Source organism: Trinickia fusca, assembly GCF_003628145.1.
GTDB lineage: Bacteria > Pseudomonadota > Gammaproteobacteria > Burkholderiales > Burkholderiaceae > Trinickia > Trinickia fusca.
Window position 1 is genome coordinate 916,747 of sequence record NZ_RBZV01000002.1, and the last position, 12,895, is coordinate 929,641.

Sequence of the window (12,895 nt, forward strand, 5' to 3'; positions counted from 1 at the left end):
TCACTCCGTCACGTGCGCGGCACGGCTCGCACCGCTTGGCCCATCGCTGGGTCCGTCGATCGATCCATCGCTTGCACCGCTGGCGGCGTCTTGCGCAGCCGATGCGCCGTCTGCATCGGGCTCGGCCGCGTCAAAGTCCGTGCCGGCCAAGTCGGACTCGGCGCGCGCTTCCTCTTCGCTTTCGGCCGATGCATCGGCCGCATCGATGAGTGCGTCGACCTCTTCCGTCTCTTCTTCGTCGAGGGCCGCGCCGCCCGTGGCACCCGGCGCATCGATCACGCGCACGATGCGCACCGACGCTTCGACCGTGAGCTCATCGATCGACATCACCTCGAGCACCACGCGCGTACCGCGCGCATGCACGCCGAGACCCGGCACGTGGAGCAACAGCGGCACTTCTTCGAGCCGCACGAGATCGCCCTTCACGACGGCCGCGACGACCTCCTTCTTGTGCTCCTGCGTAATCCAGCGCAAGCACCAGAAGTACTCCATGCGGCGCTGATGGTCGGCATACGCCGTGTAGGTATCGTCGAAGCCTTGCACGACCGCGAACAGGTCGGCATCCTTCGGCTTGAACGGTGCAACGAGCTTGGCTGCCACGCCATGCTGCGAGCACGCGAGCAGTTGCCATTGATTGACGAGGTCGACATAGCGACGCAGCGGCGACGTGCTCCACGCGTACTGCGCGACGCCGAGCCCTTCGTGCGGCGCGGCGCTCGTCTGCATGCGCGTGCGCTTCGGTCCCGCGGCAGCGAACGTGCGTTGCGTGCGGTAGATGCCGGGCACGCCGTGATCGTGCAGCAGCGCACCCCACGTCGAATTGGCCAGGATCGCGAGCTCGGCGACGATGAGGTCGAGCGGCGAGCCGCGCCGTCTCGGCGTAATCGTCACGTGTTCGCCTTCGACGTAGAAGTTGAAGTCGGTGTTGCCGGGCACTTCGCGTCTCAGGCCATAGCCCGCGCGCGCAGCTTGGCGCTTCTCGAACAGCGCCTGCGCGAGCGGCCACAGCACGGCGATGTCGTCCTTGTGCGGATAGTCGCCGCTACCAGCCGCGAGCGCCTCTTCGGTCACCTCGGCATCGAGCGTGTTGTGACGCAGATTGCTCTTCACGAACACGCGCTCGGCGCGCGTCTCGGTCGCCACGATCTCGTGCGTCTCGCGATTGACGATGACGTAGAGCGACAACGCCGGACGCAGCCCGCCTTCCTTCAGCGTGAAGACGTCGACGACTTCGTCGGGCAGCATCGTGATCTTGTCGCCGGGCATGTAGACCGTCGACAGACGTGCGCGAGCGATCGCGTCGACGGCGTCGCCGCGCACGATGCCGAGCGCCGGCGCGGCGATGTGGATACCCACCCGCACGCGCGAGTCGGCCAACAGCTCGACCGAGAACGCATCGTCGATTTCGGTCGTCGTGATGTCGTCGATCGAAAAGGCCTGGACGTGTGCGTCGGCCGTCGGCAAGTCGTCGGGCAGCTCGCCCGGCGTGACAGCCGGAAAGCCCGTGCCATGCGGGAAGTATTCGGACAGAAAACGCGCCTCGTGCAGCGCGCGCGGCGACGCGATACCGCCACACTCGAGCATGAGCTGGGCCTGCGAAATGCCGCGCGCGGCCGCGGCGGCCTCGAGCGCCTTGTATTCGATCGCGTTCTTGTCGGGCTTGGTCAGCAGCCCCAGGACCTTGCCCTTGAACACCTCGGGCAGGCGACCCGCCTTGAGCTCCTCCTCGTAGCCGGCCTGCACGAGCGCTTGCTGACGCTTGCGCTCGAGCCCGGCCAGCGCCATCTTCAATTGCTCTTCGGGCGCGCGCTGATATTGTCCGCGGCCCTTGCGGCGAAAGTACACGGGCGCGCCCTGCATGCGCAGCACGAGCGCCGCGCGCTCGACGGGGCCTGCCGAGGCGCCGAAGTATTCGTCGGCCAGCGTGCCGAACGGGAATTCGTCGCCCGGCGCGCACTCCCACAGGAAGTCGAGATCAATCTGCTGCGCGGCCGCATCGGCCGCCTGCATGAGCTCGGCCGCGCTCGGCGCGGCGAACTCAATCAGCACGTCCTTCGCGCGCACCTTGGCGCGCCGGCCGCCCGGCAACTCGACTTGCAGCGCGTCGCCCTGACGCGACAAGACGCCGCCCGCCTTCAAACTGCCCGATTCCTCAAAGAAAACGTTCACTTGCTATTCTCGCTAGAGACTGTGTCATCGCAGCAGAGGCGCCGTGCGAGCCGCTCGTCTGCTGCCGATTCGAATTGGGATGCCGCGCAACGAACGCGCGGTGATGCGTGGCCACGCCCGCCCCGGCTGCTGGCGCTTCCGTCTCAGGCGCACGCGGGCGGCCTGATGCCGCAAAACGCCAGCACGCTGTCGGCGTACCGAGCGAAGTCGCTGATGGCGTGGTCGCCGCCGTCGATCAGCGTTGTCTCGACACCCGGGTAATGCGCCAGCATCTCGCGATAGTCGAGCACTTCGTCGCCCGTCGCGGCGATCAAATAATAGCGTTCCGGCCGCGTAACCGACGTCACGCCGAGCATACGCAGTTCGTCGAGATGGCGCGGCTCGACGACGATACTGCCACCGCCGTGCCACAGCGGCTGTTCGCCCAGATAGGCAGACAAGTCGCGCTGCGGGAGCACGGCCGGGTTCAGCAGCACGGCGCGCCAGCCGTGCTTCTCGGCCAGATACGTCGCGTAGTAGCCGCCCAGCGAACTGCCGACGACGGTCACGTCGCGCGCGCCGGCCGCTGTCTGCTCGGCCAGCGCAATGGCGGCCAGTGGCGACACGGGTAGCGGCGGACAGCGCCAGAGCTCGGCTTGTCCGAGCTCCGCCACGCGTGCCGCGAGCAGTTTCGCCTTGAACGAATCGGGCGACGAGCGAAAGCCGTGCAGGTACAGAATCACGCGGCGCCTCGTTCGCGCGCGCCGAGTGCGTCGAGCAGTTTCTGATGCACGCCGCCAAACCCGCCGTTGCTCATCACGAGCACGTGATCGCCGGGCCGCGCGGCCTTGACGACGCTCGCGACCAGCGACTCGATATCGTCGAACGCCTGCGCTTTGTCGCCGAGCGGCGCCAAAGCTTCGGCCAGATTCCAGCCCAACGCGTCACGGCCCGTGGGGGCGCCGTAGCCGAACACCAATTCGGCGTCGGTCAGACTGCCCGGCAGTTGCGCCTTCATGACGCCGAGCTTCATCGTGTTCGAGCGCGGCTCGAGCACGGCCAGGATGCGCGAGTGCGTACGGCCGATCCGCGTGCGCAGACCGGCGATCGTCGTCTCGATCGCGGTCGGATGATGGGCGAAGTCGTCATAGACGATCACCCCGTCGACGCTGCCGCGCACCTCCATGCGGCGCTTGACGTTGCGAAATTCCGCGAACGACCGCATGGCCTGAGCGGGTGGCACGCCTACGTGGCGCGCCGCCGCGATCGCGGCCAGTGCGTTCATGCGATTGTGTTCGCCCTGCACCAGCCAGTCCACCTCGCCCATGCGCTCGCCGTGCGCGTAGACGGCGAAACGCTCATCGACCGGCATCCCGTCGGCAGCCGGCTCGGCGACCCAGCCGCCGTCGACGCCGAAGCGCTCGACCTCGCTCCACGCGCCGCGCGCCAGCACGCGCTCGAGCGCCGGCTCGCGACCGTTGACGATCAGCCGCCCGCTACCTGGCACCGTCCGCACGAGATGGTGGAACTGGGTTTCGATCGCGGCCAGATCGGGGAAGATGTCGGCGTGATCGAACTCGAGGTTGTTCAGGATCGCCGTGCGCGGGCGGTAGTGAACGAACTTCGAACGCTTGTCGAAGAACGCCGTGTCGTACTCGTCGGCCTCGATGACGAAGAAGTTCGAATCGGTCAGCCGCGCCGAGACGCCGAAGTTCAACGGCACGCCGCCGATCAGGAAACCGGGGTTCAGCCCTGCGTCCTCGAGCAGCCAAGCGAGCATCGAGCTCGTGGTGGTCTTGCCATGCGTACCGGCCACCGCGAGCACCCACTTGCCGGCGAGCACGTGCTCGCCGAGCCACTGCGGCCCCGACACGTACGGCAGACCGCGGTCGAGAATCGCTTCCATCAGCGGATTGCCGCGCGAAACGACGTTGCCGATGACGAACAGATCGGGCTCCAGCGCGAGCTGCTCGGCGCCATAGCCTTCGACGAGTTCGATGCCTTGCGCCTTGAGCTGCGTGCTCATCGGCGGATAGACGCCGGCGTCGCAACCGGTCACCTTGTGTCCAGCGCTGCGCGCGAGCACCGCCAGACCGCCCATGAACGTGCCGCAGATGCCGAGGATGTGGATGTGCATAAAAGAGTGTCGTGCCGCGCAAACGCGAGTGCGTGGGGAAAGACGCTTTGACCGTCACGAACGCCGATGGCCGTGAGCGAGCCGCGTACGGAAAGGCCGCTATTGTACCCGACGGCTTAGCCCGGACAGGGCGGTCAGCCGGCTTGCGACGATCGAGTATGATTGCCGCATGACGCGCAAATCCGTTGATCCGCAGCGTGTGCGGGAAGAAATCGCGATCGCCGCGGCGCGGCTGATCGCCGAAGAAGGACTCGATTACTCGAGCGCCAAGCGCAAGGCTGCGCGGCAAGTCGTCGGGCAGGCGCGCGTGGCTGGCGAATGGCTGCCCGACAACGACCAGATCGAAGAAGAGATCCGCGAGTATCAGTCGCTGTTCCAGTCCGACAGCCAGCCGGCCGTGCTGCGGCGCCTGCGCGCGATCGCTCTCGACTGGATGAAGCGGCTCGCCCCGTTCAACCCGTACGTGACCGGTGCCGTACTGAACGGCACCGCAGGCGAGCATTCGGACATCCATCTGCAGGTGTTTTGCGACAATGCCAAGGAAGTCGCAATCTATCTGCTCAATGCCAACGTCCAGTACGACGTGTCCGAGACGCGCCACTTCGGCGGTCGCGGCGCGGTCGAGACGCTGAGCTTCCTGTGGCGCGCCTCGCGCGCCGAGGAACCGGTCGGCATGCACATTGCGCTTTACGATACCGACGATCTGCGCGGCGCCGTCCGCGCCGATGCACGCGGACGCGCCGCACGCGCCAACGCCGAGACGCTCGAGGCGCTGCTCGCCGAAGATGGCGGCGCGTCCCTTACTAGTTAACAGACAACACGATGAACAAAACGCGGATTTACGCGATGGCCGCGACGGCCGTCATTGCCGTGGCGCTCGGTGCCGGAGCCGGTCATTGGCTGCACGGCGCCCCCAAGGACGCGGACGTGTCGAAACCGGCCGACGCAGCACAGCCCATCAGCCAGGCGGATGCCGTCAATCAATTGCTGGCCGCCCCGCTCACGAACCCGGCCGGCCAACCAGAAACGCTGGCCGCCTATAAGGGACACGTGCTCGTCGTCAATTTCTGGGCGTCGTGGTGCGGCCCGTGCGTGCAAGAGATGCCTACGCTCGCGAGTCTGCATCGGCAGTACGCAGCCAAGGGTGTGCAATTCATCGGTATCGGCGTGGACTCCGAGAAAAACGTCCAGGCGTTCCTGCAGAAGGTGCCTGTCGACTACCCCATTCTCGTGAGCGGCTTCAGCGGTGCCGACTTGGCGCGCACGCTCGGCAATACGGCCGGCGCGTTGCCGTTTACAGTCGTAATTGACGCAAAAGGTGCCGTTCGTACGACAAAACTGGGTCAAATCGAAGCAAACGAGCTACGGCGCACTTTGGATGCGCTGTAGGGCATCACAGCGCGCCTGCCCGCACCTAATATCGAATTGTCGGACGTAGGCGGCAAATTCTTCGCTTGTTGAGCGACGTTGATGCAAACCGGACGCTTCAGCCGGCAAAAACCGGCATCCTGAGATCCGACTTTTGCATCCGCAACTAGACAAGTTTCTCTAAACGGCGCTAAAGTTCGCGCAATTCCGCGGAAACAGAAGCGACCATGACACGACTGCTGGTACTGCACGGCCCCAACCTCAATCTTCTCGGCAACCGAGAACCGCAGGTCTATGGGCACGTCACGCTGGACCAGATCAATCGAGCTCTGGCCGAACGGGCACGACAAGCCGGCATCGAGCTGACCACGTTTCAGAGCAATCACGAAGGTCAGCTCGTCGATCGCGTGCAGGCAGCGCCCGCGGAAAAAGTCGACTTCATCCTGATCAACCCCGCCGCCTACACGCATACGAGCGTCGCGATCCGCGATGCTCTGGCGGGCGTCGGCATTCCGTTCGTCGAGATTCACCTGTCGAACGTGCATCGCCGCGAACCGTTCAGGCACCACTCCTATTTTTCGGATCTGGCCGAAGGCGTCATTTGCGGTCTCGGGTGGAAGGGGTACCTGTACGCGCTCGAATTCGCGCTCGACCGGCTTGCGCCCGAACCCGCGCGCGGCTGATTCAAGAACACCAATTCGGCGCCGGCTCGATCCGGCGCCTCACGTATTAAGAAAGGGGATTCCCTATGGATCTACGTAAGCTGAAGACTTTGATCGACCTCGTCTCCGAGTCCGGCATTTCGGAGCTGGAAGTCACCGAGGGCGAGGGCAAGGTGCGCATCGTCAAGAACGCGCCGCCGGTTTACGTTCAGCCGTCCGCCGCGTTCGCACCGCAACTGACGGCGGCGGTCCCCACCGTGGGCGGCGCGGCCGTCGCGTCCGGCGAAGCCCCGGCGGCTGCCCCCGCCGCGGCCGCCACGCCGGCCGGCCACATCGTCAAGTCGCCGATGGTCGGCACGTTCTACCGCGCACCGTCGCCGGGCGCCGCCGTGTTCGCCAATGTCGGCGATACGGTCAAGGAAGGCCAGACGCTCTGCATCATCGAAGCGATGAAGCTCATGAACGAGATCGAGAGCGATAAGGCGGGCGTCGTCTTGGAAATCCTCGTCGAGAACGGTCAAGCCGTCGAGTTCGGCCAGCCGCTTTTCGTTATCGGCTAAAACGCGAGCAAGCCTCGCGCCTTCGCGCCTCGGGCACGCACCGCCCAGCCCGAGGCCCGCGCCGCCGAGTTGCCGCGGCCCTCGCCTCGATCCGCACCGCGCGCGGCGCCTACTGAAGAGTCGAATAATCGCCATGTTTGAAAAAATCCTCATTGCCAATCGCGGCGAAATCGCACTGCGCATCCAGCGCGCGTGCCGCGAACTCGGCGTCAAGACGGTCGTCGCCTACTCGGAAGCCGATAAGGAAGCCAAGTACGTCAAGCTCGCCGACGAAGCCGTCTGCATCGGCCCGGCCCCGTCGCCGCAGAGCTACCTGAACATGCCGGCGCTGATCAGCGCCGCCGAAGTCACGGACGCCGAGGCCATCCACCCCGGCTATGGCTTCCTGTCCGAGAATGCCGATTTCGCCGAGCGCGTCGAGCAGTCCGGCTTCACGTTCATCGGCCCTCGCCCCGAGACGATTCGCCTGATGGGCGACAAGGTCACGGCCAAGCAGACGATGATCAAGACCGGCGTGCCGTGCGTGCCGGGCTCCGAAGGCGCGCTGCCCGACGATCCGAAGGAGATCATCAAGATCGCCCGCTCGGTCGGCTACCCGATCATCATCAAGGCGGCCGGCGGTGGCGGCGGACGCGGCATGCGCGTCGTGCACACCGAAGCGGCGCTCATCAACGCCGTCAACATGACCCGCGAGGAAGCCGATCGTGCATTCGGCAACCCGCAGGTCTACATGGAGAAGTTCCTCGAGAACCCGCGCCACATCGAAATCCAGGTGCTCTCGGACTCCTTCAAGAACGCACTGTGGCTCGGCGAACGCGACTGCTCGATGCAGCGCCGCCACCAAAAGGTGATCGAAGAGGCGCCCGCGCCGGGTATCGCGCGCCGCCTGATCGAACGTATCGGCGACCGCTGCGCCGACGCGTGCAAGAAGATGGGCTATCTGGGCGCCGGCACGTTCGAATTCCTCTATGAGAACGGCGAGTTCTACTTCATCGAGATGAACACGCGCGTGCAGGTCGAGCACCCGGTCACGGAGCTCATCACCGGCATCGACATCGTGCAGGAACAGATCCGCATCGCCGCCGGCGAAAAGCTCGCCTACCGTCAGCGCGACATCACGTTGCACGGTCACGCGATCGAATGCCGCATCAACGCCGAAGATCCGTTCAAGTTCACACCGTCGCCGGGCCGCATCACGTCGTGGCACACGCCGGGTGGCCCCGGAATCCGCGTCGATTCGCACGCGTACAATGGCTACTTCGTTCCGCCCAACTACGACTCGATGATCGGCAAGCTGATCGCTTACGGCGCCACGCGCGAGCAGGCCATTCGCCGCATGCGCATCGCGCTGTCGGAAATGGTCGTCGAAGGCATTCTGACCAACATTCCGCTGCATCGCGAGCTGATGCTCGACGGCGGGTTCGTCGAAGGCGGCACGAGCATCCACTATCTCGAGCACCGGCTGGCGGAGAAGCAGCAAGCCGCGCCCGAGGAAGCGTAACGCCATGAGCTACCGGGAACTCATCGTCGAACTCGATCGCATGCACGCCGAGGCGCTGTCGGACGCGCTGCTCGAGCTCGGCGCGCTCTCGGTGTCGGTCGAAGACGCCGATGCCGACACGCCCGACGAGCAGCCGCTGTTCGGCGAGCCCGGTCTGACGCCCGAGCGCACGGCATGGCAGCATTCGCGCGTCATCGCCTTGCTCGCGCCCGAGCTTGACCCGGCCGTGCTCGCGGCCGCGGCTGCGAACGAGTTGGGGCTGCCGCACGTTCCCACGTTCACGGTACGCGAAGTGGCCGAGCAGGACTGGGTGCGCCTGACGCAATCGCAGTTCGAGCCGATCCCGATCGGCAAGCGCATCTGGGTCGTGCCGTCGTGGCACGATGCCCCCGATCCCGACGCGCTCGTGCTCGAACTCGACCCGGGCCTCGCGTTCGGCACGGGCAGCCACCCCACCACTCGCCTGTGCATGGAATGGCTCGAGCAGTCGGTCGCGCCGGGTCAGTCGGTACTCGACTACGGCTGCGGCTCCGGGATCCTCGCGATCCTCGCCAGGAAATGCGGCGCCGATCCCGTCTTCGGCATCGACATCGACCCGCAAGCGGTCGACTCGGCACGCGAGAACAGCACACGCAATCGTGCCGAGGTCACCTACGGCCTGCCCGACGCGTGTCCCGAGCGCGATTTCGATATCGTGGTCGCGAACATCCTGTCGAACCCGCTCAAGCTGATGGCGTCGATGCTGTGCTCGAAGGTCCAGCCCGGTGGACGGCTCGCCCTGTCGGGCGTGCTGGCGCGCCAGGCCGACGAAGTGGCTGCCGCCTACGCACCGTGGATCAAGATGACGGTGTGGCGCGAGCTCGACGGCTGGGTGTGCCTGACGGGCACAAAATGAGACACGCGGGGAACCCGCGCGAAAGTCTTTAAAATACGCGTATCGATTTTGCGTACCGGCCGTCGAGGCCTGCTCTCCCGATCCACTATGGTTCTTGCCACTCGCTGCCCCCACTGCGAAACCGTCTTCCGCGTGCCGGACGAACTACTGGCGCGCGCGAACGGATGGGTGCGCTGCGGACACTGCCAGCAAGTCTTCAACGCCTCGCAACACCTCGTCGAAGAGTCGCATGACGAGTTCAAGCACGAGGAGTCCAGGCACGCCGAGCCCAAGCACGAGGAGCCCAAGCACGACGAGCCCAAGCACGACGAGCTCAAGCACGACGAGCTCAAGCACGACGAGCCGAAGCACGACGAGCCCAAGCATGAGCCGACGGCGAGCTTCGGTCCCGGCGCCTGGGACATGTGGAAGCCTGCGGCGAACGGCGATGTGGGTATGCGTCACGATATCGAGAGCGTATCGCGCGAGCCGATCGTCGTGCCTGGTGCGTTAGCGCCGTTGCACGAAGACGCGACTGAGCCGAGCCTCGAGCCGGCCCAGGTGCACGAACCGCAAGTCCCTGAGCCGCAAGCCCCCGCTGCGTCCGTCGAGCCGCCCCCGGCAACTGAGTCAGCACCTGTGCAGGAAGCCGAGCCCGCCGCACCCATCGAGCCGGAGGCGCCCTTCGACACCGCGCTGGACGAGCCGCGCGAGCCGACATTTTCCGCACCGCCCCCGCCTGCCAGCGAGCCGGCCCTTGCGCCGAACGCGCACGCCGATTTTGCGTCGACGGGTGCCCGCGATGAGGTAGAGCCGAGCTTCTCGCCGGAACCCACGCCCGCATGGCACGCCGATCCCGAACCGCACTTCGGTGCGCAGCCGGCCACCGAATCAACGGAGCCGCTGCCCTTTGCCGCCGATGTGCCGCCCGCCGCCAGCGATGGCGCACGCCATTTCGAAGTCACGCGTGAGACGCGTCCGCGCAAGCCGGGCCGTGTGCTGTGGCGTATCGCGGGCTCGGTGATCGCAGTGCTGCTGATTGCGCTGCTGCTGGCGCAGCTGGCTTGGTGGCGCCGCGAAACGGTCATCGTCTCCTGGCCCGAAACGCAGCCGCTCTTTGCCGGCGCATGCGCGCACCTCGGCTGCCACATTGCGCCGCCGCGCGACATCGAAGGCCTGCGCGTCGAGTCGACCGAACTGCGTCAGATCGACGGCCCGCATCGTCTCGAGCTGCGCGTATCGCTGCGCAACCATTCCGGCGTGGCGCTGGCGTACCCGGCGATCGAGCTCACGCTGTCGGACAACAAGAACGACGTCGCAATCCGCCGCGTGCTGTGGCCGCAGGACTATGCGCCGCCGGGCACGCCGATCGCAGGCGGCCTGCCGTCGCATATGACGCAAACGATGGTCGTGCAGCTCGACAGCGGCAATACCGTCGCGACGAATTTCCGCGTACAGATTTTTTACCCGTAGCGCAAAACCGGGTGCGCCGCCATCGGTGAACGGCAGCGCCCTTTTCGTCGCACTCGCGACAACCTGAGACGATTTTCGGAGCACAACATGAGTCAAGTCACGCTGGGTGGCAACCCGATCGAAGTCGGTGGCACCTTCCCGTCGGTGGGCCAGCAAGCCCCCGAGTTCTCGCTCGTCGGCAAGGACCTCAAGCCGGTGGCGCTCGCCGACTTCGCAGGCAAGCGCAAGGTGCTGAACATCGTCCCGAGCCTCGACACGCCGACGTGCGCTACGTCCACGCGCAAGTTCAACGAAGCGGCTGCCAAGCTCGCCAACACGGCCGTCATCGTCGTGTCGGGTGACCTGCCGTTCGCGCAATCGCGCTTCTGCACGACCGAAGGCATCGAAAACGTGGTGACGGCTTCGACGTTCCGCGGCCACGAGTTCGCGCAAGCCTATGGCGTAGACGTGACGACGGGCCCGCTGACCGGCCTGACCGCCCGCGCCGTCGTCGTGCTCGACGAACACGACAAGGTGCTGCATGCCGAGCTCGTCGGCGAAATCAAGAACGAGCCGAATTACGACGCGGCGCTGAATGCATTGAAGTAATACGACCCAAGCCCAGTCGGAAGCGCCGCGCCTCTCGCGCGGCGTTTTCGTATGGTCCTGACGTCCAACGACTCCCTCATCTAAGGAACCTTCGCCTTGGCTACGCTGATCTGCGGTTCGCTCGCCTACGACAACATCATGACCTTCCAGGGTCGATTCCGTGAGCACATCCTCCCCGAACAAGTCCACATCCTGAACGTGAGCTTCCTCGTGCCGACGATGCGGCGCGAATTCGGCGGCTGTGCGGGCAACATCGCCTACGCGCTGAGCCTGCTCGGCGGCGACGCCCGCATCATGGCGACGCTCGGCTCGACCGATGCGCAGCTTTACGTCGACCGTCTCGACAGCCTGCGCCTGTCGCGCGAGCACGTGCTCGTGGTGCCCGACACGTATTCGGCGCAGGCCATGATCACGACCGACCTCGACAACAACCAGATCACGGCATTTCACCCCGGTGCGATGATGCAGTCGCATCTGAATCACGCTGGCCATGCAGCCGGGATCTCGCTCGGCATCGTCGCCCCCGACGGCTACGACGGCATGGTTCAGCACACCGAAGAACTGGCCGCGGCTGGCGTGCCGTTCATCTTCGATCCGGGCCAGGGCCTGCCGCTGTTCGATGGTGCTGCGTTGCGACGCGCCATTGAACTCGCCACCTATGTGGCGGTCAACGACTACGAGGCAAAATTGGTCTGCAGTAAGACTGGCTGGTCGGTCGAAGAGATCGCAAGCCGTGTCAAAGCGCTGATCGTGACGTGCGGCGAAAACGGCGCGCAAATCCATCATTCGGGGCAGTGCGAAGCCATCCCGGTCGTTCCCGCGGCGCGCATCGTCGACCCGACCGGTTGCGGCGACGCATTCCGTGGCGGTCTGCTGTACGGGATCGAAAATGGCATGGATTGGGCGACGACCGGCCGCTTGGCAAGCCTCATGGGCTCGCTCAAAATCGAACAAGCGGGCCCGCAAAACTACGCGCCTTCGCGCGCGGAAATCGATGCGCGGTTCGAGCAGGCGTTCGGTTACCGCCTGCGGTAATTTTTTGTGGAGCAAAGCGAATGAAAACATCGGCTCGTGTGGTTATTGCCACCTTGCTTGTCGGCTCGTTGGCCATGACGGGGTGTGCGTATAACAGCAGCTCGCCCGACGTCTACACCGCTGGCCAGGCACAGCGCGAAGAAACGGTGCGTTTCGGCACGGTCGAAAGCGTGCGTGCAGTCACGATCAGCTCGAACAACGGCCAGCCGAGCGGCTTGGGTGCCGTCGGCGGCGGTGCGCTCGGCGCCGTGGCCGGCAGCGCGATTGGCGGCGGCAAGGGGTCGATCGCGACGGCCATCATCGGCGGCATCGCGGGTGCTGTTGCCGGCAATGCAATCGAGAACGGCGTCGCCAAGCGAAACGGTGTCGAGATCACTGTGCGGCTCGACAATGGCGATCTGCGTGCGATCACGCAAAGCGCGTCGGGTGAGATGTTCAACGCCGGCGATCGCGTACGACTGCTCTCGAGCGGTGGCGTGACGCGCGTCACGCACTGATGGAAGGATGCCCCGCGGCGCGGTACTCACGCGCACGCGGGGCAAAAAAAAT

13 protein-coding genes are annotated in these 12,895 nt (G+C 65.6%); 10 read left to right on the forward strand and 3 right to left on the reverse strand.

Features of this window, described 5'->3' with window-relative positions; translation table 11 throughout:
• The 3 genes from D7S89_RS08895 to mpl all read right to left on the reverse strand — a co-directional run bounded on the left by D7S89_RS08895 (position 1) and on the right by mpl (position 4,285).
• Positions 1–2,169: a ribonuclease catalytic domain-containing protein gene (locus D7S89_RS08895; protein WP_121277231.1), complete on the reverse strand. Its 2,169-nt coding sequence runs from the start codon at positions 2,167–2,169 to the stop codon at positions 1–3.
• Between the two features lie 143 nt (positions 2,170–2,312).
• Complete coding sequence (locus D7S89_RS08900; protein WP_121277232.1) at positions 2,313–2,891, reverse strand: YqiA/YcfP family alpha/beta fold hydrolase; 579 nt, start codon at positions 2,889–2,891, stop codon at positions 2,313–2,315.
• The gene (gene mpl / locus D7S89_RS08905; RefSeq protein ID WP_121277233.1) at positions 2,888–4,285 is read right to left on the reverse strand and encodes a UDP-N-acetylmuramate:L-alanyl-gamma-D-glutamyl-meso-diaminopimelate ligase; all 1,398 of its coding nucleotides are present in this window, start codon (positions 4,283–4,285) and stop codon (positions 2,888–2,890) included. Before mpl ends, D7S89_RS08900 begins: the two co-directional genes overlap by 4 nt.
• Positions 4,286–4,454: 169 nt before the next feature.
• On the opposite strand from mpl, the gene D7S89_RS08910 reads away from it, so the two are divergent.
• The 10 genes from D7S89_RS08910 (at position 4,455) to D7S89_RS08955 (ending at position 12,843) form a co-directional block, all read left to right on the forward strand.
• Positions 4,455–5,096 carry a UDP-N-acetylmuramate--alanine ligase gene (locus D7S89_RS08910; RefSeq protein ID WP_121277234.1) on the forward strand — a complete coding sequence of 214 codons (642 nt, stop codon included), beginning with the start codon at positions 4,455–4,457 and terminating at the stop codon, positions 5,094–5,096.
• An 11-nt stretch (positions 5,097–5,107) separates the two neighbouring features.
• Positions 5,108–5,674 (forward strand): TlpA family protein disulfide reductase, encoded by a 567-nt coding sequence (locus D7S89_RS08915; RefSeq protein ID WP_121277235.1) that lies wholly within the window; start codon positions 5,108–5,110, stop codon positions 5,672–5,674.
• A gap of 206 nt (positions 5,675–5,880) precedes the next feature.
• Positions 5,881–6,336 (forward strand): type II 3-dehydroquinate dehydratase, encoded by a 456-nt coding sequence (aroQ, locus tag D7S89_RS08920; protein WP_121277236.1) that lies wholly within the window; start codon positions 5,881–5,883, stop codon positions 6,334–6,336.
• A gap of 65 nt (positions 6,337–6,401) precedes the next feature.
• A complete protein-coding gene (gene accB, locus D7S89_RS08925; RefSeq protein ID WP_121277237.1) occupies positions 6,402–6,875 on the forward strand; it encodes an acetyl-CoA carboxylase biotin carboxyl carrier protein in 474 nt (157 codons plus the stop codon).
• Between the two features lie 133 nt (positions 6,876–7,008).
• On the forward strand, positions 7,009–8,376 hold the full coding sequence (accC, locus tag D7S89_RS08930; protein ID WP_121277238.1) for an acetyl-CoA carboxylase biotin carboxylase subunit: 1,368 nt from the start codon (positions 7,009–7,011) through the stop codon (positions 8,374–8,376).
• A 4-nt stretch (positions 8,377–8,380) separates the two neighbouring features.
• Entirely contained in the window at positions 8,381–9,271 is an 891-nt protein-coding gene (gene prmA, locus D7S89_RS08935; protein WP_121277239.1) for a 50S ribosomal protein L11 methyltransferase, read from the forward strand.
• An 87-nt stretch (positions 9,272–9,358) separates the two neighbouring features.
• On the forward strand, positions 9,359–10,723 hold the full coding sequence (locus D7S89_RS08940; RefSeq protein ID WP_121277240.1) for a DUF3426 domain-containing protein: 1,365 nt from the start codon (positions 9,359–9,361) through the stop codon (positions 10,721–10,723).
• A gap of 87 nt (positions 10,724–10,810) precedes the next feature.
• Positions 10,811–11,311, forward strand: a complete 501-nt coding sequence (gene tpx, locus D7S89_RS08945; protein WP_121277241.1) for a thiol peroxidase — start codon at positions 10,811–10,813, stop codon at positions 11,309–11,311.
• Between the two features lie 96 nt (positions 11,312–11,407).
• Positions 11,408–12,346, forward strand: coding sequence for a carbohydrate kinase family protein (locus D7S89_RS08950; RefSeq protein WP_121277242.1), 939 nt, complete (start codon positions 11,408–11,410; stop codon positions 12,344–12,346).
• A 20-nt stretch (positions 12,347–12,366) separates the two neighbouring features.
• The gene (locus D7S89_RS08955) at positions 12,367–12,843 is read left to right on the forward strand and encodes an outer membrane lipoprotein (RefSeq protein WP_121277243.1); all 477 of its coding nucleotides are present in this window, start codon (positions 12,367–12,369) and stop codon (positions 12,841–12,843) included.
• The last annotated feature ends 52 nt before the right edge of the window (positions 12,844–12,895 follow it).